The 22,711-nt window shown below is 61.0% G+C and carries 22 protein-coding genes and 1 pseudogene; 11 read left to right on the forward strand and 12 right to left on the reverse strand.

What is annotated here, in order from left to right; genetic code table 11:
* Positions 1-536 precede the first annotated feature (536 nt).
* Complete coding sequence (locus KW840_RS26715) at positions 537-1,265, reverse strand: tellurite resistance TerB family protein (RefSeq protein ID WP_218498315.1); 729 nt, start codon at positions 1,263-1,265, stop codon at positions 537-539.
* 256 nt (positions 1,266-1,521) lie between these two features.
* On the opposite strand from KW840_RS26715, the gene pcsA reads away from it, so the two are divergent.
* Entirely contained in the window at positions 1,522-2,244 is a 723-nt protein-coding gene (pcsA, locus tag KW840_RS26720) for a phosphatidylcholine synthase (RefSeq protein WP_057715439.1), read from the forward strand.
* Positions 2,245-2,246: 2 nt separating this feature from the next.
* Complete coding sequence (locus KW840_RS26725) at positions 2,247-2,633, forward strand: DUF488 domain-containing protein (RefSeq protein ID WP_218498316.1); 387 nt, start codon at positions 2,247-2,249, stop codon at positions 2,631-2,633.
* Positions 2,634-2,766: 133 nt separating this feature from the next.
* On the opposite strand, the gene KW840_RS26730 is transcribed toward KW840_RS26725, so the two are convergent.
* Together KW840_RS26730 and KW840_RS26735 are read right to left on the reverse strand one after the other, a co-directional pair.
* A complete protein-coding gene (locus tag KW840_RS26730; RefSeq protein WP_057715441.1) occupies positions 2,767-3,579 on the reverse strand; it encodes a class I SAM-dependent methyltransferase in 813 nt (270 codons plus the stop codon).
* A 45-nt stretch (positions 3,580-3,624) separates the two neighbouring features.
* Positions 3,625-3,894, reverse strand: coding sequence for a DUF4242 domain-containing protein (locus KW840_RS26735; protein ID WP_057715442.1), 270 nt, complete (start codon positions 3,892-3,894; stop codon positions 3,625-3,627).
* A gap of 177 nt (positions 3,895-4,071) precedes the next feature.
* Here KW840_RS26735 and KW840_RS26740 point away from each other — a divergent pair, with 177 nt between their 5' ends.
* The gene (locus KW840_RS26740; RefSeq protein WP_218498317.1) at positions 4,072-5,064 is read left to right on the forward strand and encodes an AraC family transcriptional regulator; all 993 of its coding nucleotides are present in this window, start codon (positions 4,072-4,074) and stop codon (positions 5,062-5,064) included.
* 9 nt (positions 5,065-5,073) lie between these two features.
* Here the strand turns inward: KW840_RS26740 and KW840_RS26745 are convergent, their stop codons facing one another.
* The 3 genes from KW840_RS26745 to KW840_RS26755 form a co-directional block, all read right to left on the reverse strand.
* Positions 5,074-6,291, reverse strand: a complete 1,218-nt coding sequence (locus tag KW840_RS26745) for a cytochrome c biogenesis protein DipZ (RefSeq protein ID WP_218498318.1) — start codon at positions 6,289-6,291, stop codon at positions 5,074-5,076.
* Between the two features lie 145 nt (positions 6,292-6,436).
* The gene (locus KW840_RS26750; RefSeq protein WP_150814952.1) at positions 6,437-6,649 is read right to left on the reverse strand and encodes a hypothetical protein; all 213 of its coding nucleotides are present in this window, start codon (positions 6,647-6,649) and stop codon (positions 6,437-6,439) included.
* Positions 6,650-6,697: 48 nt separating this feature from the next.
* Positions 6,698-6,961, reverse strand: a complete 264-nt coding sequence (locus KW840_RS26755; protein WP_057715446.1) for a DUF2790 domain-containing protein — start codon at positions 6,959-6,961, stop codon at positions 6,698-6,700.
* A gap of 306 nt (positions 6,962-7,267) precedes the next feature.
* On the opposite strand from KW840_RS26755, the gene KW840_RS26760 reads away from it, so the two are divergent.
* Together KW840_RS26760 and KW840_RS26765 are read left to right on the forward strand one after the other, a co-directional pair.
* A complete protein-coding gene (locus KW840_RS26760) occupies positions 7,268-8,008 on the forward strand; it encodes a response regulator (protein ID WP_008050458.1) in 741 nt (246 codons plus the stop codon).
* Positions 8,005-9,336, forward strand: coding sequence for an ATP-binding protein (locus KW840_RS26765; RefSeq protein WP_150814953.1), 1,332 nt, complete (start codon positions 8,005-8,007; stop codon positions 9,334-9,336). Before KW840_RS26760 ends, KW840_RS26765 begins: the two co-directional genes overlap by 4 nt.
* 81 nt (positions 9,337-9,417) lie before the next feature.
* Here KW840_RS26765 and KW840_RS26770 read toward each other — a convergent pair.
* Positions 9,418-10,702, reverse strand: a pseudogene (locus KW840_RS26770) (OprD family outer membrane porin).
* Positions 10,703-11,031: 329 nt separating this feature from the next.
* Here KW840_RS26770 and KW840_RS26775 point away from each other — a divergent pair.
* Positions 11,032-11,652, forward strand: coding sequence for a glutathione S-transferase family protein (locus tag KW840_RS26775; protein ID WP_218498319.1), 621 nt, complete (start codon positions 11,032-11,034; stop codon positions 11,650-11,652).
* Positions 11,653-11,721: 69 nt separating this feature from the next.
* On the opposite strand, the gene KW840_RS26780 is transcribed toward KW840_RS26775, so the two are convergent.
* Entirely contained in the window at positions 11,722-13,128 is a 1,407-nt protein-coding gene (locus KW840_RS26780; protein WP_218498320.1) for a cytosine permease, read from the reverse strand.
* A gap of 323 nt (positions 13,129-13,451) precedes the next feature.
* On the opposite strand from KW840_RS26780, the gene KW840_RS26785 reads away from it, so the two are divergent.
* From KW840_RS26785 to KW840_RS26805, 5 genes are all read left to right on the forward strand, one after another.
* The gene (locus KW840_RS26785) at positions 13,452-13,937 is read left to right on the forward strand and encodes a flavin reductase family protein (RefSeq protein ID WP_008000480.1); all 486 of its coding nucleotides are present in this window, start codon (positions 13,452-13,454) and stop codon (positions 13,935-13,937) included.
* 210 nt (positions 13,938-14,147) lie between these two features.
* A complete protein-coding gene (locus KW840_RS26790) occupies positions 14,148-15,191 on the forward strand; it encodes an LLM class flavin-dependent oxidoreductase (RefSeq protein WP_046043514.1) in 1,044 nt (347 codons plus the stop codon).
* 167 nt (positions 15,192-15,358) lie between these two features.
* Positions 15,359-15,508 carry a hypothetical protein gene (locus KW840_RS26795; protein WP_218498360.1) on the forward strand — a complete coding sequence of 50 codons (150 nt, stop codon included), beginning with the start codon at positions 15,359-15,361 and terminating at the stop codon, positions 15,506-15,508.
* A gap of 90 nt (positions 15,509-15,598) precedes the next feature.
* Positions 15,599-16,276 carry an isochorismatase family cysteine hydrolase gene (locus KW840_RS26800; RefSeq protein WP_218498321.1) on the forward strand — a complete coding sequence of 226 codons (678 nt, stop codon included), beginning with the start codon at positions 15,599-15,601 and terminating at the stop codon, positions 16,274-16,276.
* A 5-nt stretch (positions 16,277-16,281) separates the two neighbouring features.
* Positions 16,282-17,646 carry a cytosine permease gene (locus KW840_RS26805; protein ID WP_218498322.1) on the forward strand — a complete coding sequence of 455 codons (1,365 nt, stop codon included), beginning with the start codon at positions 16,282-16,284 and terminating at the stop codon, positions 17,644-17,646.
* 183 nt (positions 17,647-17,829) lie between these two features.
* On the opposite strand, the gene KW840_RS26810 is transcribed toward KW840_RS26805, so the two are convergent.
* From KW840_RS26810 to KW840_RS26825, 4 genes are all read right to left on the reverse strand, one after another.
* Complete coding sequence (locus KW840_RS26810) at positions 17,830-19,176, reverse strand: glutamine synthetase family protein (RefSeq protein WP_218498323.1); 1,347 nt, start codon at positions 19,174-19,176, stop codon at positions 17,830-17,832.
* Between the two features lie 20 nt (positions 19,177-19,196).
* Positions 19,197-19,751: a helix-turn-helix domain-containing protein gene (locus KW840_RS26815; protein ID WP_008000492.1), complete on the reverse strand. Its 555-nt coding sequence runs from the start codon at positions 19,749-19,751 to the stop codon at positions 19,197-19,199.
* Between the two features lie 25 nt (positions 19,752-19,776).
* On the reverse strand, positions 19,777-21,066 hold the full coding sequence (locus tag KW840_RS26820) for an FAD-binding oxidoreductase (protein WP_218498324.1): 1,290 nt from the start codon (positions 21,064-21,066) through the stop codon (positions 19,777-19,779).
* A 138-nt stretch (positions 21,067-21,204) separates the two neighbouring features.
* A complete protein-coding gene (locus KW840_RS26825) occupies positions 21,205-22,407 on the reverse strand; it encodes an NAD(P)/FAD-dependent oxidoreductase (RefSeq protein WP_218498325.1) in 1,203 nt (400 codons plus the stop codon).
* Positions 22,408-22,711: the final 304 nt, after the last annotated feature.

Raw genomic sequence — 22,711 nt, forward strand, 5'->3', positions numbered from 1 at the left:
TGCGCTTCTTCATGTACTACAACCGCACCAGGCTCCACAGCTACAACAACTATCTGTCGCCAATAGCTATGGAGCAAAAAGCGGCATAAACACCGTAACCGGTGTCCGGGATTACTTGACCAGTTCAGCTTGCTCGCGATGGCGGTGTGTCAGGCTCCAGGGATGTTGACCGGGTCGACCGCATCGCGAGCAGGCTCGCTCCCACAGTGTTTCTCAGCGCACACGGAATCGGCGCTCGGCGGCGATCAACATGTGGGAGCGAGCTTGCTCGCGATGGCGGTGTGTCAGGCTCCTGGGAGGTTGACTGGGTCGACCGCATCGCGAGCAGGCTCGCTCCCACAGTGTTTCTCAGCGCACACGGAATCTGCGCTCGGCGGCGATCAACATGTGGGAGCGAGCTTGCTCGCGATGGCGGTGTGTCAGGCTCCAGGGAGGTTGACTGGGTCGACCGCATCGCGAGCAGGCTCGCTCCCACAGTGTTTTTCAGCGCACACGGAATCGGCGCTCGGCGGCGATCAAAATGTGGGAGCACCCCGTCAGGCAGTGCCCTTGGCCTGCTGCTCCAGGTGGACTTGCAACTGCGGGTCGATCTGCAACGCTGCGGCCAGTTCATCCAGATAGTTGCGCTCGGCGTCCTGCTGGTCGTCCACCAGCATGACGCTGGCCAGGTACATCTCCGAGGCCATGCCCGGGTCGGTGGCCGACTGCGCGACGTCATAGGCATCCAGTGGCTTGGCGACCTCGTCGTCCAGCCATTGCTGCAATTGCGGATCGTCGGTGTGACGGCCGATTTCAGTGCTGATCATCTGTTTCTCGGCGTCATCGATACGGCCATCGGCCTTGGCCGCGGCAATCAATGCCCGCAGGATCGCATGGCTGTGTTCCTCGGCCTCCGGGCCGGCCAGCAAGTCCACGGTCCGTGGTGCCTCCTGCGGCGCCGAGGCCTGACTGCGCTGCCAGGCCTGGTACGCCTGGAACGCCATCATGCCCAGGGACGCCAGCGCGGCATAATTGGTGCCGCCAGCGGAGCGACTTTGCGGTGCACCGCCCATCGGCGAACCGCCGCCAAGCAAACCACCGAGCAAACCACCCAACCCTGCGCCACCGCCGCCAGCACTGGTACCGGCACCCCCGCCCAACAAACCGCCGAGCAATCCACCCAGGTCGCCGAGCCCACCCTGGGCCGATGCGCCACCGCCACCCTGTCGCGCCATCGAGCCCTGGCCGGCGCGCAGTAATTGTTCGAGCAGATCGCTGGTGTTCATGACGTTTGTCCTCTTGAAGGGCGTTTATCCAGTCAGGCAACGATAGCCCCCGCAGGCGAATGTGCCAGCACCGTTGGGCTGACCCGCCCGCGCTATCCCGGATTCGTCCGGGGTATTTTCTTGCGGCGCAGCTAAGATTCATGAGTGGTGAACCTTATTCCCGGATACCCGGTCGATACCTGCACCCGACCCGGTTTGCCACCACCCCGTACACGAGGTGACAACTGGCTTGCTTCATTCACTGGAGAACGCCCCTGTGATTTCAACCCTGTACATCGCCAGGCTCAAAGCATGGGGCGCCCATGGTTTTACCGCCACTGGCGTGGTCACCGCTTTCCTCGCCACCCTGTCCCTGCTGGAAAACCAGCCGACCCATTGCCTGCTGTGGCTGGGTGTCGCCCTGATCGTTGACGGTCTGGACGGTGCGCTGGCACGCAAGGTCAACGTGCAGTCGGTGTTGCCGAGCTTCGATGGCTCGATCCTCGACCTGGTGATCGACTACCTGACGTACGTGTTTATCCCGGCGCTGTTCATCTATCGCTATATCCCGTTGCCGGACTACACCTTGCTGCTGAGCGTGTCGCTGATTCTGGTGTCGTCGCTGTTCTGCTTCTGCAACGTCAACATGAAGAGCAAGGACAACTACTTCCAGGGCTTCCCCGCCGCCTGGAACGTGGTTGCCCTGTGCCTTTACATCATCGCCCCGTCGCCGTGGATCACCTTCATTACAGTCATTGGCCTGGCCCTGCTGACCGTGACCCGGATGAAATTCCTGCACCCGTTTCGCGTGCGCCGGTTCATGCCGATCAACATTGCGGTGACGGCCATCTGGTTGCTGTGCAGCCTGTCACTGGTGCTCAACCATCCGCTGATCAACCCGTGGGTTATGGGGCTGTGGCTGCTGATGTCGGCGTACTTCCTGGGCATCTGCTTGTGGCGCACGGCGCTGGAGTGGTTCGACGAATCGAGGCTCAAGTAGCCATGGCGGTCCATATCGTTCAACTCGGCTCACCCCGTCGACCCGATGAAGGATTGCGCCTGGGCACGGTACGCCGCCCTCCCCGTGGCGTACCGAAAGCCGAATTCGCCCGTCGGGACTTTTATGATGTCTGGCAGCCGCTGCTGTCGCCCAGTGCGCAGTTGGTGGCCGAGGCCAAGGCCGCGCAAGATACCAAGGCCTGGGAGGTGTTCCGGCGCAAGTTCAAGGCCGAGATGAGCCAGCCCGCTGCCAGTCAGTTACTGGATCTGCTGGCCGCGTTGTCCCATCAGACGTCCCTGGCCGTGGGCTGTTATTGCGAGGATGAAGCGCATTGCCATCGGTCGGTGTTGCGCGAGTTGCTGGAGGCGCGTGGGGCCGTAGTGATTTAGATGCCATGACCACCACACAACCCCTGTGGGAGCGGGCTTGCTCGCGAAGGCGGTGGGTCAGCCACAGCATCTGTGACTGGAAGACCGCTATCGCGAGCAAGCTCGCTCCCACAGTTTTTTACAGGGTTGTCATTCAACGCCGCGTGATCACCACCTCCAGGTATTCACTCGGCACCACCAGCGACTTGTTGCCCGCCCGGTTCAACCGGTTGATCAGCTCGGTCAAGTCGGTCTCCAGGGCCTTGGCGCCATCCTCGGGCAGCGCGGCGAAGGCCTTGTGCACCGGCCCGTACCACTGGCGGAAGGTGTCGATGAAATGCGCCGCCGAGCGATAGCGGAAATTGAACGTGCGACGCGTCACCTGGAGCAGGAATTCACGTTCGTCGAAATGCTCGTGCAGCCAGGCTTCGGTGCCCCAGCGTGAGGGTGGATTGGCACCCGGAGGGGGTGGCAGGTGCTGGCCAAGGGTCTTGAACATCTGGCCGACGAAACCTTCCGGCGTCCAGTTGGCCAAGCCAATCCGCCCGCCCGGGCGACAAACCCGTGCCAGTTCCGCGGCGGCTTTGGGCTGGTCCGGCGTGAACATCACACCGAAGGTCGACAGCACGGCATCAAAGCTGCCGTCGGCAAAGGGCAAGGCTTCGGCATCGGCGACCTGGAAGGAGACATTCAGCCGTTCTGCCCGGGCCCGTTCTTCGCCGCGTTCGAGCAAGGCGGCGACATAGTCGGTGGACGTCACCTGGCAGCCACGGCGCGCAGCCGCGAGGGTTGCGTTGCCGTTACCGGCGGCAACGTCGAGCACGCGCTCATCGCACAACAGGTCACAGGCTTCGGCCAGTTGCTCGCCGACGATCTGCAGGGTGGTGCCGATCACGGCGTAGTCGCCGCTGGCCCAGGAGGCCATCTGGCGGTTTTTCAAGGCAGTCAGATCAATAGGTGTACTCATGGAGAAGGTCTCTGGGTTGAAACACGAGTCGGGCCTGGCGGGCATTCACTCCGCCGTTGTCGGATCGATGATGTTCATGACCTGGGAAATGCGATTGGCGGGAAACCCGCTCACCCGAGCGTGCTCCCTGATCTGCTCTTCGTTCGGCGAGATGTACACGCAGTAGAGCTTGTCACCGGTGACATAGCTCTGCAGCCACTGCACCTCAGGCAACTCACGCAACGCCCGGCAGGACTTTTGCGAAGCGGCTTTCAAATCCCTATCCGATAATGCTCCGGCGCCCTGGATCTCACGTTCAATGACGAACTTAGGCATGGCAACCTCTCTTTATTGTTCTTGATGGCAGGGCGGCACTCACCCTGTGATCAAACTATCGCCCTGACGGGCGCTGGCGTCCTGTCCGATCGTCGCCCAACCCTGCCCGATCGTCCGGAGATTCCACGTTGCGCGCCGAGGCGCTCACAATCAGGAATCCTTCCACGGGAAACCCCAATGGACGCTCTGTCGCAGACCCTGCGCGTCGTGCATCTGGTCGGCGCGATCTTTATCAACGCCCGGTTCACCGCGCCCTGGTGCTACCAGTCGCCCAGCGCCGACACCGCTGCGCCGCTTCTGGAACCCGATGCGGAACGGGTAGTGATCTTTCACCTGATAACCGAAGGTGAGTGCTACGTTGAACTGGGCGATGACCCGCCGCTGCATCTGAGTGCGGGCGACGTGGTGATCTTCCCCCAGGGCGACGCCCATCGCATGTGCTCACGCCCTGGATTGCCCCCGGCCACGGGTGCGCGACTGGATGCCGTGCTGGCGCGCCGGCCCCGGCAGTTGAGTTATGGCGGGGGTGGCGCGGTCACCCGGTTGGTGTGCGGTTACCTGGCGTGCGACACGCGCCTGGCGGGCATGTTGCTCAAGGGCTTGCCAGCGGTGGTGCGGGTCAATGTGCGCGGTTCGGATGCCGGTATCTGGCTGGAATCCTCCGTGCGCTATGCCCTCGCCGAAGCCCGCTCGCCCCGCCCTGGCGGCGAAGGGGTATTGGCCAAACTGGCCGAAGTGCTGTTCATCGAAGTGTTGCGCCTGTACATGAACGAACAAGGCGAAGGCCGCACCGGCTGGCTGGCCGGTGTGCGCGACCGCATCGTCGGCGCCGCCCTCAACGCCTTGCACAAAAAACCCTGCCACGCCTGGACACTGGACGAACTGGCGCGCACTGCCAGCACCTCACGATCGGTGTTGGCCGAACGCTTCCAGCAACTGGTGGGGGTGTCGCCGATGCAGTACCTGACGCAATGGCGCATGTTGCTCGCCGCCAATCTGTTACGCAGCAGCAACAGCTCATTGACGCGCATCGCCGAAGAAGTCGGTTACCAGACCGATACCGCCTTCAGCCGGGCCTTCCGTCGCGAGTTCGGTGCGCCACCGGCGGCGTGGCGGCGCGGACAGGAGAAAAAAACCATGGCCCACGGGGCAAGACCCGTGAGCCATTGATCGAGCAAGTTACGCCGCTGGCGCGCCGGCCTTGGCCTCCTCCAGCAACTGCTGAATCATTTTTTCCTGAGTGTCGTAGCTGCCTTCACCGAAGTGGGTGTAACGCACCTGCCCCTTGGCATCGATCAGGTAGTGCGCCGGCCAGTACTGGTTGTCGAAGTTGCGCCAGATCGCGTAGTTGTTGTCGATCGCCACCGGGTAGGTGATGCCGTATTCCTTCACCTTGGCCCTGACGTTGTCGATGATGCGCTCAAAGCCGTATTCAGGCGTGTGCACGCCGATCACCACCAGCCCGTCCTTTTCGTATTTCTTCACCCATTCCTTCACGTACGGCAGGGTGTGCTTGCAGTTGATGCAGTCGAAGGTCCAGAAGTCCACCAGCACAACCTTGCCTTTCAGGGCCTCGTTGCTCAGGGCCGGCGAGTTGAGCCATTCCACCGCGCCGGACAGCGACGGCATGGCGCCTTGGGCATCGCCCATGGTGCTGTCTGCCTTGACCTTGCTGACCAGGTAATCGACGACTTTCGGCACGGCTTCCAGCACGCCTTTCTCCACACTGTTGACACCTTCCGATGAGGTGTTGGCCAGCAACAGGTCATTGGCCCCCGTTGCAATCACTGCCGCACCGGCGAGCACCGCAACCCCGGTGCCACGGCGCAACCAGCCGGTGACCGGAATCGACGGTTTCAAGCGATTGACCAGGCCGCGCCCGGCAAAGATCAAGATGCCCAGGGACAGCGCACTGCCCGCGCCATAGGCCACCAGCAACAGACTGGTGCCGGCGTTCGCACCTTGCAGCATGGCGCTGGTGAGAATCACCCCGAGGATCGGCCCCGCGCAGGGTGCCCAGAGCAGCCCGGTGGCGACACCGATCATGATCGAAGCCAGCGGCCCGGACATCTTGCGCGAGTCCGGGTCGATGCGATTGCCCAGCAGCACGAAGGGACGAGCCAGCCAGTCACCGACCCGGGCGGAGATCAGCGACAGGGCGAACAGCACCATCACCGCCAGCGCCACGTGGCGGCCGGTGTTGCTGGCCTGTATCACCCACTCGCTGCTGACCACCGCCAGGCTGGAGACCAGGGCAAAGGTCAGGACCATGCCGCCGAGGGTCAGCAGGATCGAGGAGCGTGTACGGTCGGCCCCGGCAAACAGGAATGGAACGACCGGCAGGATGCAAGGGCTGAGGACGGTCAATATGCCGCCCAGGAAAGCGATGAGTAACATGGGATCACCTAATGCAAATTAGAGGGCAACACATCACAACTGTAGGAGCGAGCCTGCTCGCGATGGCGTCCGGTCAGGCGACACATCGTTGACTGAACCATCGCTATCGCGAGCAAGCTCGCTCCCACAGTGGATCGGGGTGTTCTCAAGCCGTCTGCTCATCCAGCAACTGCCCCTGCGGCGTGCGGCTGGAGCCGTCTTGCGCCAGGAAGCCCTGGGTGCCCTTCTCTGCCACCGGCGTGAGCTGGAAGCAGGTGTTGCTGGCGCAGGCGCTTTGCTCGACAGCGGCGTTGGCATGGGCCGCCGCACCGGCGGCGGAAAAGACGATGGCGGTCAAGTAGCGGGTAACGTTGTTCATGATGTCCTTCCAGTTACAAATGGATTTGGCGGGGGTTGATCGCGACACTCAGTTTTCCGAATTGCAGTTGTCGGCGAATTTGCTGTAATCCAGCACCTGGGTTTTTGACTGGGAGTCGAGGTACGTCAGCCGCGCATTCACCACGCCGCAGGAAGGCGTAGTGTCCTCGGTCAGCGACACCACTTTCCTGATATCCAGTTGGGTGCCATAGGTGTAGGTTCTGGGAGCGACATCGGCTTCGGCACGGGCCGACAAGGTGCAGATGTTCAGTGCGGCAAACAGGCAGGCTGCGTAGATGGCTTTGGTGTTCATGGCGGACTCCTCAAGGTTTCAACAGGTCAACTGTTCGTTGGGCCGAGGCGCTCTGGTTTGCCTCGATGGAACCTATTAAAAGCCTGCGAGGTATCTCGTCTGTGTCGGGAATCGGCGAGAATCAATCGGTACGTATCAGAACGGTGCCTGGATACAAAGCAATACAAAACCGCTGGAAATCGGCTTTTTTGCCTTCGTGTGTATCCGCAGGCAAGCCGGATACACTGCAATACAAAGGGCGGCAGGCGAGCCCGCCCAGGCTCGATAGACTGTGTGGCATTCCCCATTTACCAGAGGTTTGGCCCAATGGATCACGTTGATCACATTCTCATCGTTGACGATGACCGCGAAATCCGCGAACTGGTTGGCAACTACCTGAAGAAGAACGGCCTGCGCACCACGGTCGTGGCGGATGGACGGCAAATGCGCGCCTTTCTGGAAACCACCCCGGTGGACCTGATCGTGCTGGACATCATGATGCCGGGTGACGATGGCCTGCTGCTCTGCCGCGAACTGCGCGCCGGCAAGCACAAGGCCACGCCAGTGCTGATGCTCACCGCCCGCAACGATGAAACCGATCGCATCCTCGGCCTGGAAATGGGTGCCGACGACTATCTGGTCAAGCCATTCGCTGCCCGTGAACTGCTGGCGCGGATCAACGCGGTGCTGCGACGCACCCGCATGCTGCCACCGAACCTGGTGGTGACCGAAGCCAGCCGCCTGTTGGCCTTTGGGCGCTGGCGCTTGGATACCTCGGCCCGTCACCTGCTCGATGAAGACGGCACCATGGTGGCCCTGAGCGGTGCTGAATATCGATTGCTGCGGGTGTTTCTCGACCATCCACAACGGGTGCTCAACCGCGATCAATTGCTCAATCTGACCCAGGGCCGCGACGCCGACCTGTTCGACCGTTCCATCGATCTTTTGGTCAGTCGTCTGCGCCAGCGCTTGCTCGACGACGCTCGCGAACCGGCCTACATCAAGACCGTGCGCAGCGAAGGCTATGTGTTTTCCCTGCCGGTGGAAATCCTGGGCGATCAATCATGACCCTGGCGCTGCATTGGCCGCGGACCCTGGCCTCGCGGCTGTCGCTGATATTTCTGATCGGCCTGATCCTCGCCCAGGCGCTGTCCTTCGGCGCGCAGTACTACGAACGCTACGAGTCCTCGAAAAACACCATGCTCGGAAACCTGGAAACCGACGTTTCCACGTCCGTTGCCATCCTCGACCGCTTGCCCGCCGATGAGCGAGCCGCCTGGCTCAAACAACTGGAGCGGCGCAATTACAGTTACATGCTCAATGAGGGGTCGCCGGGCACGCCCATCCGCACCGACATGCCCGATGCGCCCATTGCCATTGCCTCGATCAAAGACGCCATCGGCCACGATTACCCGATGACCTTTACCGACATCCCCGGGCCGAAAAAACATTTCCAGGTGCACTTGAACCTGGCCGATGGCAGCCCGCTGACCATCGACGTCCGCCCGGCGATGGTGCCGTTGTCGCCCTGGCTGCCCATCGTGTTGCTCGGTCAACTGGCGCTGATGCTGGCCTGCTCCTGGCTGGCGGTCAGAATCGCCATCCGCCCCCTCACCCGCCTCGCCGGTGCGGTCGAAACCCTGGACCCCAACGCCCATCCCGTACTCCTGGACGAAAAAGGCCCGACCGAAGTCGCCCACGCCGCCAAGGCCTTCAACGCGATGCAGGCACGCATCGCGGCGTACCTGAAGGAACGCATGCAATTGCTCGCGGCAATCTCCCACGATCTGCAAACCCCGATCACCCGCATGAAACTGCGCGCCGAGTTCATGGACGACTCCAGCGAAAAAGACAAACTGTGGAACGACCTGGGCGAAATGGAACACCTGGTGCGCGAAGGCGTGGCCTACGCCCGCAGCATCCACGGCGCCACCGAAGAAAGCCGCCGCACCGACCTCGACTCGTTCCTCGACAGCCTGGTGTTCGACTATCAGGACGTGGGCAAGGATGTTCAGCTCAGCGGCAAGAGTGCCGCCGTCATCGACACACGCCCCCACGCCTTGCGCCGGGTGCTGGTCAACCTGACGGACAACGCATTGAAGTTTGCCGGTGCCGCCGAGTTGCGGGTGCAAAAGCAGGCCGATGGCAACCTCTCGATCAAGATCCTCGACCGTGGTCCGGGGATCGCCGAGGAAGAACTCAAGCAAGTGATGGAACCGTTCTACCGCGTTGAGAATTCCCGCAACCGCAGCACCGGCGGCACCGGGCTGGGGCTGGCGATCGCCCAGCAACTGGCGGTCGCGATTGGAGGCTCCTTGACCTTGAGCAATCGCGAAGGGGGCGGGTTGTGTGCGGAGTTGCGATTGCCGGGGCAGAAGGGTTTGGCTCAGGGGTGAGAATGCCGGACCAAACGTAGAAAATGGTCGGCTGTCAGGCCGCCTTCGCGGGCAAGCCAGCACACAGGGGGTGCGCCGTGATTACAACAACGACAAGGTGTAATTGATGATGAACCGGTTCTGATCCACGTTGCGCCCGGCATCGGTATTGGACCTGGCGTTACGCAGTGTGAACCCCACCCCCTTGAACGTACCCGATTGCAACACGTAGTCCTGGGTCATGTCGCGCTCCCACTCGGACTGGTCACTGGCGTTTTGCGCCTTGATGTCCGTGCCCTTCAGATACACGATCGAGGCTTTCAGGCCCGGCACGCCCAAGGGCGCGAAGTCGTAGGTATATTGGCCGAAATTCGTCTGCTCGCCGGCCCGGGCAAAGTTCTGGATCATCTTGTCGGTGGGCAGGTAGACACTGCCGCCGCCCGCCCCCTTGTCCACCAGGCTGCCCTGGTTGGGCTGGACGAAGTTGCTGCCATCGCCCACACGTTGATGCCCCACCGACACTGCGTGACCACCGTGGCTGTAGGTGACCATCGCGGCCCAGGTGCTGTTGTCGATTTCACCATCGTTGTCGTCGGTGTAGCCCGATACCCGATAGCCTTGCGCGCGGCCGGAGGCAGAGCTGTTGGCACCGCTCGACGTGGTACGGAAGTAACGCAGGTCGGTGGTGAGCGAGCTTGCGCTGTCGATGAACAGGATGTGCGTCAGGCCGAGGAAGTTCTGGTTGTAGAAGTCTTCCAGTTGCGCGAAGTAATACTGGGTCTTCAGGTTCCTGGCGAGGTTGTAGTCACCACCGGCGTAGTAGAACTTGTTGCTGTCCCGCGTGCTGCCGGCGACCGACAGACCTGTGCGGTCCGTCGAGGCGCGCCCTACCGCGTGCTCCAGCACACCGCCGGTCAACGTCAGGCCATCGATGTCGTTCGAGGTGACCTGCGCGCCGGTAAACGATTGCGGCAACACACGGGCATCGTTCGCCAGAAGGATCGGCAATTTCGGCAGCAAGGTACCGTAGCGAAATTCAGTCTTGGCCAGGCGCATTTTCGCCGTAGGGCCGAAGCTGCTCCAGGCATCGGCCGCGCCGTCGCCATCAGAGGGAATCATGCCGCTACCGACGTGGCGCCCTGCTCCGCTGTCCAGCGTGATGCCGAGCAACGCCTGGGCATCGAGCCCGAACCCCACCGCGCCCTGCGTAAACCCGGACTCATAGCGCAACACGAAACCCTGGGCCGCCTCTTCGGTTTTCGAGGGTGCGCATCGACAGGCTGGCCTTGCTGTCTTCCAGAAAACCATGGCCTGCGGTATCGGCAGCCTGTGCGCACACCGAACTGGTGGCCAGCAGGACTGCGGTGGGAATCGCTCGTTTGAACATAGGGGGCTCCTGGGTGTTTCTTATCGTTATTTGAAGGTTTCACCGCCAGACAGGACCCGATTACCGCCCACGCATCAGCGCTCGATGAGTGACATGAGTCATCGGACGTTCGAGGTGAGGGTTGACTGACTGGCTTGTGAAACTCTTAAAACACTTCGAGAGGCTATTATCAAACGCGGTGAAAGTAGTTTTCGTACAGGGATAAGCCTTGTCGCACAGGGGTATGGACGATCACTGTTTTTGAATATCGGTGCGGCGGATTTTCATCATACTGACTTCATCGGCAGCGATCGGTGACTGCTGGTATGTCACTACAAGAGCAATGCCCCATGAACGATCAAATCGAACTTTACGGCGCGAACACCGGCAACAGCCTGAGGGCCGCGATTGCCCTGGAAGAGTCGGGCATCGCCTATACGGCACGCAGGCTCGACCTGTATGCACAGGAACACCATGGCCCGGCCTTCCTGGCGCTTAACCCGGCCGGGAAAGTGCCGACCCTGATCGATCACGGGACAACTCCGGTGCTGGTCATCAACCAGTCCAACGCCATCATCCAGTACGCCGATTCCATTGCGCCCGGAAGGCTGGCACCGGCGCAGCCAGGACCTGATCGCACCCGGGTGATCGACCGCTATTTCTTTTTCGTGACCGATGTCATCGCCCCCAGCCACGCCGCCTTTTTTCTGCACCAGGCGGGGCAGACCAAGGCGGCGGCGATCATCGATCTGCGGGTGATTGAACAGCTCACCTACTCGGAAAGCTTTCTGACGGACGACTTCATGGCCGGAGCGCAGTTCTCCATGGCCGACATTTCGGCCTTCACCATTGCCACGGCGTTCCGTGATCGGCTGGACTGGAAGCAACTGCCTCAGCTATCGCGCTGGTTCGACACAGTCGAAGCCAGGTCGGCAGTTCAACGCGGTATGAATGTGTTCAACCATTCCTGAGCGTTCGCCGAAAACAAAAATGCCCCCATGTCGCCGGGCATTTTCTGACGAACACGAAACGACTTTGCCTCAGTCGGTGTAGCCGAACTTCGCCGAACGGCTTTCCTGCGCCTGGCTTCGCGTAGCGAGGCAGTAATACAACGGGCACGTCACCACCAGCCCCACCAGCCACGACAGGTCCGCGCCCTCCACCAGATTGGCATACGGTCCGACGTACAGTGAAGTATTGGCGAATGGCAGTTGCACGATGATGCCGATGAAGTAGGCAATGATCGCATGCAGGTTGAAGCGACCGTAGATGCCGCCGTCGGCCCGGAAGATCGAGGCGATGTCATAGCGACGACGCTTGATCAGGTAAAAGTCGATCAGGTTGATCGAGGCCCACGGCACCAGCACCAGCAACAGCGCCAGAATCAGGCCGATGAATTGCGAAATGAAATTCGCCGAGGCACCCAGCGCCACCACGCAGCAACCCGCCAGCACGATGCCCGACAACACCACGCGCACCTTGATGCTGGGCGTCCATTGGCTGGCGAAGGTCTGGATCGAGGTGATGATCGACAGCACTGCGCCATACAGATTCAAGGCGTTGTGGCTGATGATGTTGAGCAGGAACAACACCATCAGGATCGGCCCCAGCCAACCGGTGGACTGCTTGACCGCCGCCATCGCCTCGGTGCCTTCCGGGGTCGCCAGTACCGCCACGGCGCCGAAGGTGAACGACAGGATCGTGCCCAGGGTCGCCCCCAGATACGTGGCCCAGAATGGCTTGGCGATCCCAATATCCGCAGGCAGGTAACGCGAGTAGTCCGACACATACGGCGAGAAGCTGATCTGCCAGATGATGCCCAGCGACACCGTGGCCAGCCAGCCGGACAGGTTGAACCCGCCGCGAGTGAAGAAGTCCGCCGGCAGATCATGGGCGAAGATATAGAGGAAACCGGCGAGCAAGGCACCGCCCATCACCCAGGTGCCGATGCGGTTCAGGGTATGGATGAAGCGATAACCGATCACCCCGATGGCCGTGGCGCTTAAGGCGCCGATGAGAATGCTGGCCGGCACCGGAACCGAGGGCACAATGCCGACAATCGATTTACCTGCCAGCACGATGTTGGAAATGAAGAAACCGATGTAGATCAATGCCGCGAAGAACACGATCAGCAGCGCGCCATAGCGGCCGAACTGACCACGGCTCTGCACCATCTGCGGGATGCCCATGCACGGTCCCTGGGCCGACGCCAGCGCAATCACTACGCCGCCGACCATGTGCCCGAGGGCAATCGCCAGCAACCCCCAGAACAGGTTGAGGTGGAACACCTGGACCACCATGGCGCCGGTGACGATGGGCAGTGGCGCGATATTGGTGCTGAACCACAGGGTGAAAAGATCGCGGGCCTTCCCGTGGCGCTCTGCGAGTGGAACGTAGTCGACCGTGTGATTCTCGATCAACGGGTCTTGCCGGGACATCTGGGACATGTGCATGAACTCGAGTTTGTCTGTTCTTATCTTTGTATGAAGCCAAACCGGGGGGACTCTCTGGCCGCCCCTCAGATGCGGACCATATTATGGTATTCCAAACTTTAAACAAGACTGATCCGGTCTTTGAACAAGCATCTGAGCCGGCATCCTGCCCGATCCACGCCAGCGTTTGCTAGCTTAAAGCCCAGCAATCATTGGGTTCCAGACGAAAGCCTTACGTTTATCGGTTGACCTAAAAAGACCTTGCAATCGATGTATTACGGTATACCATCAGACCTATAAACACATAAAAACGCGTCACACCACCCGAGGACCGTCCAATGATCGATGCCGCCATCTACAAACAAGTCATGGGTTCGTTCCCGTCCGGAGTGACCGTGATCACCACCCTGGATGACGACGGGCAAATCGTCGGCCTGACCGCCAGCGCCTTCAGTTCGTTGTCGATGGACCCGGCTCTGGTGCTGTTCTGCCCCAACTACAGCTCCGACTCCTACCCGGTGCTGATCAAGAACAAACGTTTTGCCATCCACGTGCTTTCCGGCGGCCAGCAAAACGAAGCCTATGCCTTCGCGCGCAAAGGCAAGGACAAGGCCCAGGGGATCGAGTGGACGCTCAGCGAGCTGGGCAACCCGATTCTGGCCAATGCAACGGCGGTCATCGAATGTGAGCTGTGGCGCGAATATGAAGGCGGTGACCACGCCATCATGGTCGGCGCGGTGAAAAACCTGATCGTGCCCCGCCAGAGCAGCGGGCCACTGGTGTATTGCCACGGCAAGATGGGCGCGTTGCCCGTTCTGGCCTGATCTCCGCCTTGTGGGAGCGAGCCTGCTCGCGAAGACGGTTTGTCAGTCACATCCACATGGCCCGGCAGACCGCTTTCGCGAGCAAGCTCGCTCCCACAGGTTGCTCACTGACCAGTGAGAAACATTTGCACAGATTTCGTATTATGGTATACCAATAATCAACAGGCCCGCGATCGACTGGCCGACAACAATAGATCCGAGGTAAGCGTCATGAAGTTTTCCCTGTTCGTACACATGGAACGTTGGGACGAGAGCGTCAGCCACCGCCAGTTGTTCGAAGACCTGACCGAACTGACGCTGATGGCCGAGGCCGGTGGTTTCAGCACCGTGTGGATCGGTGAACACCACTCCATGGAATACACCATCTCGCCAAGCCCGATGCCGCTGCTGGCTTACCTGGCGGGCAAGACCACCACCATTCACCTGGGCGCCGGCACCATCATCGCGCCGTTCTGGCATCCGCTGCGTGTGGCCGGTGAATGCGCGTTGCTCGATGTGATCAGCAACGGACGCATGGAAGTCGGCCTGGCCCGTGGCGCCTACCAGATCGAGTTCGACCGCATGGCCGGCGGCATGCCGGCCTCCTCTGGCGGCCAGGCGTTGCGGGAAATGGTTCCGGTGGTGCGGGCTTTGTGGAACGGCGACTACGCCCATGACGGCGACATCTGGAAATTCCCGACCTCCACCAGCGTACCCAAGCCGATCCAGCAGCCGAACCCGCCGATGTGGATCGCCGCCCGCGACCCGGACTCGCACAACTTCGCGGTGGCCAACGGTTGCAACGTCATGGTCACGCCGTTGATGAAAGGCGACGAGGAAGTCCTCGACCTGAAGAACAAATTCCAGGCCGCGCTCGACAACAACCCCGGCGTGCCGCGACCGCAACTGATGGTACTGCGTCACACCCACGTGCACACCGCCGACGATCCTCAAGGCTGGGAAGTCGGGGCCAAGGCAATCTCCAGGTTCTATCGCACCTTCGATGCCTGGTTCGGCAACAAGACCACCCCGGTCAACGGCTTCCTCGCGCCGAGCCCGGAAGAGAAATTCGCCGGTCGCCCTGAGTTCGAACTGGAAAGCCTGCACAAGACCGCCATGATCGGTACCCCGGAAGAAATCATTCCGCGCATCAAGTACTACCAGGAACTGGGGGTCGACGAATTCAGCTTCTGGTGCGATAACAGCCTGCCCCACGCGGAGAAGAAAAAATCCCTGGAGCTGTTTATCAAGCACGTGGTGCCGGCGTTCCGCTGAATGCGCCACCCTCCATCCCGGACGCGAAGCCGGGAGGGCAATACACCTCAACTGTGGGAGCGAGCTTGCTCGCGATGGACGCCAACGATAACGCGGGCCATCTGAAACACCGCGTTGTCCAGAGTTTTTCGCGAGCAGGCTCGCTCCTACGAGGGTCGGTTCCAATGATGACTGGTCGCCTCCCATCACTCGCCCTTCCCTCCGGCGCCGCGCGGGCTTACCTGCGCGGTGAATGGACCGCTTCGCACCTGCATTTCAAGCGCCTGCGCACCAGCGTTTCGGCCAAGCAGAACGGTTTCTGGCAAATAGTTCACTGAGCCCACCCGAACAGCCAATCACGCACCCCGCGTCTCGCCATTGCATGGCGCGTACGGTGCATCGTGTTTCGTCTTGATCAGGTTTGCCCAATGAACAATAACAACGCGCTGTTGATCATCGACATGCAGCAGGAGGACGGCTTCGTCCTGGAAAACTTCGACACAGTGGCTACCAATACCGCCACCCTGCTCGATACCGCCCGCCGTCAGCGGATGCCTGTCATCTATACCCGCCACATCAATCAGGCCGACGGCAGTGACCTGCCCCACGGCGAACCGCTGGCCGCCGACGGTGGCCCCGGCAGTTACCGCGCCGGTACCCGCCAAGTGGAAATCATCGAGTCACTGACGCCTCAGCCCGGTGAGTTGATCATCGACAAGGGCCGTTACAGTGCCTTCCACCGCACCGACCTCGATGCCCGACTCAAGGCAATGGAGGTCGACACGCTGATCGTCTGCGGCGTGTTGACCGACGTCTGCGTGCTGACCAGCGTGTTCGAAGCCTTCGCCCTGGGTTATCGCGTGCGCCTGGTCAGCGATGCCTGCACCACGACCACCGAGGCCGGGCATTACTCGGCCCTGCTGATCATGGCCAACTGGGTCTACGCGCTGGAAATCCTCACCACGACCGAGTGCCAGCGCGCCCTGCAACAGCTCGATCACATCAGCCTGATCCCCGAGCAGCCGGACCTGTTTGCCCACCAGCCCCATGAGCTGCAAAGCACCATCGCCCGTCTGCAATCCCACCTCGTCCGGACTCAGGAGTGATCGCCATGCAAGTCGAAAAAAGAAGCATCGATTTCATCCCCGAAACCGAACGTCACGGCAAACCGGGTTCGCTGTTCTACATCTGGTTCGGCGCCAACATGAACATCACCACCATTGCATCCGGCGTGTTGCCGGTGGTGATGGGGCTCAACCTGTTCTGGAGTGCGCTGGCGATCATCATCGGCTCGTTGCTGGGGGCGATTTTCATGGCCTCCCACTCGGCCCAGGGACCGAAGCTGGGCATTCCGCAAATGATCCAGAGCCGGGCACAATTCGGCGTGTTGGGGGCGGTGTTGCCGCTGCTGTTCGTGATGCTGATCTACCTGGGTTTCTTCGTCAGCAACACCTTGCTCGCGGCCCAGGCGCTGGAGTCCGTCAGCCCACTGCCGATGTCCGGCAATATCTACCTGATCGGCGCGTTGTGCTTCGTCGTCGCGCTCTATGGCTATCGGTTGATTCACCGCTTGCAGAAGCTGCTGTCGATTCTGTCGCTGGTGGTGTTCGTGGCCGCCACGGTGCTCGCCTTGCAGTTGCCGATCCCGGCCGAACAATGGCTGCCAACAGGCTTCTCGCTGTCGAAGTTCCTGGTGGCGGTGAGCATTGCCGTGACCTGGCAACTGTCCTATGCACCTTATGTCGCCGACTATTCGCGCTACCTGCCGAGTAGCACGCCCACCGCCCAGGTGTTCTGGTACAGCTACGCCGGCACGGTCAGCGGCGGCGCGTGGATGATGATTCTCGGGGCAATCCTGAGCGTCGGCATCGGCGACTTTTCCAGCAACGTCGGCGGGCATGTCGCCGGCCTGTTCGGCGCTGGCGCAGTGCTGCTGTTCGCCTTCATCGTCTACGGCCAGGTGTCGATCAATGTGTTCAACCTGTACGGCGCGTTCATGTCGACCATCACCGTGATCGAACCTTTCGCCCGGCTCAAGGTGACCCCGCGGGTACGCGGTTTGTTCATGCTGCTGATCAGCCTGGTGGCCACGGCCCTGTGCACCATCAGTCAGGATGACTTCATCAGCTTCTTCCTGAATTTCATCTTCTTCATGAGCTACTTCCTGATCCCGTGGACGGCGATCAATCTGGTGGACTACTACTGCCTGCGCAAAGGCCAGTACCGGATTGACGACATCTTCGACCCGGACGGGATCTACGGGCGGGTCAACCGGATTGCCTGCGGCAGTTTCCTGCTGGCGATTGCCCTGGAAATTCCGTTCATGAACACCACGCTGTATGTCGGCCCGGTGGCCACGGCGCTGGATGGGGTGGACCTGGCGTGGATCGTCGGGTTGCTGGTGCCGGCGCTGAGTTATTACTGGCTGATGAAGCTCGGCAAGCGAGCGCCGATGATGGAGTCAGCGGCCGACTAAATTTCAGGCAAAAAAAATCCCAGGCAGCTGATGGACGCCTGGGATTTAAAAATGCATAAACCGTGGTGGTGAACGCGGCGCGGATATTACGGAATATTTCGGCCTGTAACAAGATATTTTTATTCACTATCCAGTTACTAAACGCTCTAACCCATTAAATATCCACATATTTTCTAAGGGCGACTACAGGAACCAGCGATACTCCCGCGCGCTGATGTCATGCAGAAATGCCAGATGATCCTGACGCTTGTTTTCGCAGTAGACGTCCACGAACTCCGCCCCCAAGCCTTCGCGCAGCACTGCATGATTTTGCATGGACTGCACCGCTTCGAGCATTTCCAGCGGAAAATCGATGCCACTGCCGCGGTCTTCGTTGAGCGGTGCAATCGGCTCGCGCTCCCCTTCCAGGCCTTGCTCCAACCCCACCAGAATCGCCGCCAACGCCAGATAAGGGTTGGCATCGGCACCGGCCAAACGATGTTCAATGCGCAGGTTCTTGATGTCCGACTCCGGAATACGCAAGCAGGCATCGCGATCCTCGAAGCCCCAACTGGCACGGGACGCGACGTTCACCGTGCCGCTCAGGCGGCGCATGGCATTGTGGTTCGGGGCAAAAATCGGCATGCAGTGCGGCAACACATCCAGGCAACCGGCCACCGCATGGCGCAGCACCCGCTGGCCGTTCGCCGCCAACAGGTTGTTGCCGGCCTGGTCATACAGGCTGACATGCACGTGCATGCCGCTGCCGGGGTGTTGCAAGTAAGGTTTGGCCATGAAGCTGGCGCGCAGGTTGTGCTTGAGCGCCACGCCCCGGGTGCTGCGGCAGAACAGGGCCGCCCAGTCGGCGGCGCGCAGGCCGTCATCGCAATGGCCGAAGTTGATTTCGAACTGGCCCGGGCCGAGCTCGGCAGTGATCACCGTGGCATCGACGCCCTGCGCTCGTGCCGTCTCGACCATTTCATCGAGCACCGGGGCGAAGCGCGACAAGCGCTCGATGTGCATGTTCGGCTGATCGTCGGCATCGCCTGTCAACTCATCACGGGGAAATTGCGGTAAGCCGTCCTTCAAGCGGCTGTCGAACAGGTAAAACTCCAGCTCGAAGGCCACCACCGGGAAAATGCCTTTGCGGTGCAGACGATCCAGCACCCGCGCCAGCACTTCACGGGGTTCGAATTCGATGGGTTTTTCGGTGCCGTCGGAGGTGATCAGCATCTGGCCCAAGGGCTGCTTTTCCCAGCTCACCAGTTTCAGCGTGCCGGGCACCAAACGGCGCAGCGCGTCCGGATCACCATCGTTGAAGCAGTAATCGCCGATTTTGAACAGCCCACCCTGGGTGCCGAGCAGCACGCAGTTCTGCGGCAGCTTCAATGCACTGCCGGCAGCGACTTTTTCCAGCATCTCGATCGGGTAGCGCTTGCCGTAGAAATGCCCCGGAATGTCCAGGGAGATCAGGTCGACGTAGCGCACTTCGGGGTTGCAGTGGCGGAAGTTGCGAACCTCGGCCAGCAGTTCAGAGCACACAGCATCCATCGTTTTGTTCCTTGTTGTTATCAGGTGTAAACCCAAAGCACGCGGGTCAGTTGGTCGGACAGGTTGCCGTAGCGGCAGTGCGCATGGCTGGCCAGTTGAAAGCTGTCGCCGGGGTGCAGGGTCACCGGTTCGTTGTCGTCGAGCCACAGGGTCAGTTCCCCTTCCAGGACATAACCGCCCTGCTCGGAGCTGTCCTTCATGTGCCGGTCACCGCTGCTGGCACCGGGTTCGAGCTGGCTTTCGAGCATCGAGAACGACGCGCGCATTTTCGGCGAAACGAGGATGTCGGTGATGCCGTCGGCGTAATACAGCGTGCGGCGCTCGTCCGGGCGGGTGACCCAGGACAAGGCCATGGGTTTGGGCAGGCTGTAGAAATAGGTGGTCGGCACCCCCAGGGTTTCGCTGATGGCGGTCAGGTCCGCCACCGTCGGGCGCGACAGGCCGCGCTCGACCTGGGACAGAAAACCCACGGAGCGGCCGATTTTGTCCGCCAGTTCCTTCAGGGTGTACTTCTTGTGTTTGCGCAGGTCCTGGATCAGGATCGCCAGCGCCGAGATTTCTTCTTGCATGTCCATCTAGAGGCTTCCAGAAAGTGTCGCTTCAAATGCTGTCGCGCAGTCGATACCAGGCCTTGCCGATGGCTTCCAGCGGCGCGGCCAGGTATTTGCCGCCGGGAAAACTGCCGTTGTTCAGGCCCTGGTACAGGGACAACTCGTCGGGCTGACCGAGTACCGCGTCGGACACCGCCCTCGCCGCGGCCAGTGTCGGCAGCACGCCATGCCCGGAATACCCCTGCATCCAGTACAGATCGCCCCGCCGTCCGATATCCGGTGTGCGCTTGAGGGTCAGGTCGATGTGGCCGCCCCAGGCAAACTCCAGGTCGACGCCGGTGAGTTGCGGGAACACGCGCTCCAGGAACGGCCGGGTCGCGGCAGCGATGTCCTTGGGCATGCCGCCCAGGTAAGTGCAACCGCCGCCGAACAGCAGGCGGTTATCCGGGGTGCGGCGGAAATAATCGAGTACGAACTGGTTGTCGGTCACGCACACATTGCTCGGCAACAGCGCGGTGGCTAACTCCTTCGTCAGCGGCGCGGTCGCGACCTGATACGTCCCGACCGGCAACACGCAACTGGCCAGTTGCGGGTCGAGTCGATCGAGGTAAGCGTTGCACGCCAGCACCAGCACATCGGCGCGAATACGACCGCGTTCGGTGGTCACCACAAACCCGTTGCCCTCCTCGCCATAGCTCAGCGCCTTGCTTTGCTCGTGGATGCGGCCACCGGCCCGCTCGATTGCATCCGCAAGGCCCAGGGCCAGTTTCAGCGGATTCAAATGCCCGCCCTCGGGATCGAACAGGCCGGCCTGATAACGCTCGCTGGCAACCCACTGCGGCAAATCGCTGCGCTTGATAAATTGCAGTTTGTCGTGGCCCCACTTGTGACTGGCCTCGTGTTGCCACTCGGTCAGCAGGCCTACCCGACGGGGCATCACCGAGGTCCAGAGATGGCCGGCGCGATAGTCGCAATCGAACTCATGGCGGCCGGGCAAGTCACGCAGCTCCCGCGCGGCCCAGCGCATGCCGTCCCACAGGCGCCGCGCCCGTTCGTAACCCAGCGCCGCTTCCAGCGGTGGCATGTCGCACGACCAGCCGAGAATTGCCTGGCCGCCATTACGCCCGGACGCGGCCCAGGCCACCCGGCTGGCTTCGAGCAAGGTCACGCGCTTGCCGGCCAGCGCCAGACGCAAAGCCGTGTGCAATCCACTGAATCCGGCCCCGATGATCAGCACTTCGGTGTCTTGTTCACCTTCCAGTACGGCTCGATTGACCAGACGATCGGCGCAGGTATGGGCGTAGTAACTGGCGACATGCCGGGTGGATTGCTGAAACATACGGCCTCGTGAAATTTTGTATTTTTATTTTCATGAAAAAATACACGGTAAATTTCACACAAGCAATCAACGCGTAAAAAATCCCGCTCAGGCGAACCCGAGCGGGATGTTTTTATTCAGACGTGACGTTCGAATCAATCAGGCCACGGGAATCATCGGATCCGCCGAAGCCAGCGCCGAGGCGCGCTCAGCCGCCGGTGGGTAGATCCACTGGGTGTTGATCTGAGTCTTCAATGCCTTGGCTTCGTGCTTGACCAACTTGACCTGACGATCCCAACCCTCGGTGTACACCGCGCCCCAAGCGCCCAGATCGAGGCAGGTCACGTATTTCGGCTGGCTGTACGGCGTCGGGTCGACACCGAGAAGCTGCGCGGCGACATTGTTGCCGGCATGGCGGCCCAGCGAAATAGCATGCTGACAGGTCATCAAGGCGTAGTTGCCGATCTCGTCACTGGCCGCATAGGCGACGTCGCCGGTAGCGAAGATGTCGTTCTGGCCAATGACTTTCAGGTGCGCGTCGACATGCAGACGGCCCAGGTGATCACGTTCGGCGGGAATCTGCTCGGTCAGGGAGCTGGCGCGAACGCCGGTGGTCCAGACCACGGTTTTTGCATCGATGCGAGCACCGTCGGACAGGGTGACACCGTCGGCATCGACCGACACAACCGAAGCTTTCAAGTGCCATTTCACGCCGGTCGCCACGCTGGCCTCAACGATCGATTCGGCGATTTGCTCACCCATCGAGCCGCCCACTTTATCGCCGCGGTCCACGATGATCACATTGATGTCGGCACGGTCGCCGAAGATGGCCCGCAGGCGAGTCGGCATTTCAGTCGCCGTTTCGATCCCGGTGAAACCGCCACCGGCCACCACCACCGTGTTGCGCGCCTTGCTTTCGGGCTGGCTGGCCAGCGCCTTGAGGTGGTTTTCCAGGCGAACGGCCTGCTCGATCTGATCGACATCGAAGGCATGTTCGGCCACGCCCGGAGTGCTCGACGAAGCCAGGCGACTGCCGGTAGCCAGAACGAGTTTGTCGTAGCTGCAGACTTGTCGGGCCCCTGCGGCATCGACATAGCCGACCTGCTTTTGCTCGACGTTGATGGTCTGCGCCGCGCCCTTGATGAACCTGACCCCTACAGCATCAAACAGATCGCCAATCGGCGCGGCCAGTTGATGGGCATTCGGTTCGTAGAAGCGCGGACGCACACGGAGTTCGGCCTGAGGCGCCAGCACGGTCACTTCAACATCGTTGTGGCCGTGAATGTCGAACAGGCGCGTGGCACTCAATGCGGTCCACATGCCACCGAAACCTGCGCCGATCACCAGAATGTGCTGTTTCATTTTTTGACTCCTGGGGGGGAATGACCAAGTGTTGAAAATCGTTGAGCGGTTTAAGGACCGACGCGGGCTTGTACCCAGATAAGCGTCTGCCACTGCGACCTAGCAACTACGACTGTATTGATCCTAGTTAAATCCCGCAACAGGTTTTTATCGAGGGCTGCCACCGAAAAACGTGACCCATGACCTGAGCCCCCTGTATTCAGCGCATCACAGGAGTGTTTTGCTGTCATGAAAAAAGATCCAACGAGAAGGGATTCGTTGCCTTGCTTGCTCTCGGCTGTTAGAATTTGCGACTAATTCAGTC

Origin of the sequence: Pseudomonas sp. PDM30 (assembly GCF_019218985.1) — a bacterium.
Classification (GTDB): domain Bacteria; phylum Pseudomonadota; class Gammaproteobacteria; order Pseudomonadales; family Pseudomonadaceae; genus Aquipseudomonas; species Aquipseudomonas jessenii.

Bases quoted from the DNA above. Each gene is read 5' to 3' on its own strand.
- KW840_RS26810 (WP_218498323.1), bottom strand. From the start codon at position 19,176: ATGGATGCTGTGTGCTCTGAACTGCTGGCCGAGGTTCGCAACTTCCGC.
- KW840_RS26765 (WP_150814953.1), top strand. From the start codon at position 8,005: ATGACCCTGGCGCTGCATTGGCCGCGGACCCTGGCCTCGCGGCTGTCG.
- KW840_RS26795 (WP_218498360.1), top strand. From the start codon at position 15,359: ATGACTGGTCGCCTCCCATCACTCGCCCTTCCCTCCGGCGCCGCGCGG.
- KW840_RS26790 (WP_046043514.1), top strand. From the start codon at position 14,148: ATGAAGTTTTCCCTGTTCGTACACATGGAACGTTGGGACGAGAGCGTC.
- KW840_RS26775 (WP_218498319.1), top strand. From the start codon at position 11,032: ATGAACGATCAAATCGAACTTTACGGCGCGAACACCGGCAACAGCCTG.
- KW840_RS26760 (WP_008050458.1), top strand. From the start codon at position 7,268: ATGGATCACGTTGATCACATTCTCATCGTTGACGATGACCGCGAAATC.
- KW840_RS26780 (WP_218498320.1), bottom strand. From the start codon at position 13,128: ATGTCCCAGATGTCCCGGCAAGACCCGTTGATCGAGAATCACACGGTC.
- KW840_RS26740 (WP_218498317.1), top strand. From the start codon at position 4,072: ATGGACGCTCTGTCGCAGACCCTGCGCGTCGTGCATCTGGTCGGCGCG.
- KW840_RS26805 (WP_218498322.1), top strand. From the start codon at position 16,282: ATGCAAGTCGAAAAAAGAAGCATCGATTTCATCCCCGAAACCGAACGT.
- KW840_RS26820 (WP_218498324.1), bottom strand. From the start codon at position 21,066: ATGTTTCAGCAATCCACCCGGCATGTCGCCAGTTACTACGCCCATACC.
- KW840_RS26725 (WP_218498316.1), top strand. From the start codon at position 2,247: ATGGCGGTCCATATCGTTCAACTCGGCTCACCCCGTCGACCCGATGAA.
- KW840_RS26745 (WP_218498318.1), bottom strand. From the start codon at position 6,291: ATGTTACTCATCGCTTTCCTGGGCGGCATATTGACCGTCCTCAGCCCT.
- KW840_RS26785 (WP_008000480.1), top strand. From the start codon at position 13,452: ATGATCGATGCCGCCATCTACAAACAAGTCATGGGTTCGTTCCCGTCC.
- KW840_RS26730 (WP_057715441.1), bottom strand. From the start codon at position 3,579: ATGAGTACACCTATTGATCTGACTGCCTTGAAAAACCGCCAGATGGCC.
- KW840_RS26825 (WP_218498325.1), bottom strand. From the start codon at position 22,407: ATGAAACAGCACATTCTGGTGATCGGCGCAGGTTTCGGTGGCATGTGG.
- KW840_RS26735 (WP_057715442.1), bottom strand. From the start codon at position 3,894: ATGCCTAAGTTCGTCATTGAACGTGAGATCCAGGGCGCCGGAGCATTA.
- KW840_RS26800 (WP_218498321.1), top strand. From the start codon at position 15,599: ATGAACAATAACAACGCGCTGTTGATCATCGACATGCAGCAGGAGGAC.
- KW840_RS26715 (WP_218498315.1), bottom strand. From the start codon at position 1,265: ATGAACACCAGCGATCTGCTCGAACAATTACTGCGCGCCGGCCAGGGC.
- KW840_RS26755 (WP_057715446.1), bottom strand. From the start codon at position 6,961: ATGAACACCAAAGCCATCTACGCAGCCTGCCTGTTTGCCGCACTGAAC.
- KW840_RS26815 (WP_008000492.1), bottom strand. From the start codon at position 19,751: ATGGACATGCAAGAAGAAATCTCGGCGCTGGCGATCCTGATCCAGGAC.
- KW840_RS26750 (WP_150814952.1), bottom strand. From the start codon at position 6,649: ATGAACAACGTTACCCGCTACTTGACCGCCATCGTCTTTTCCGCCGCC.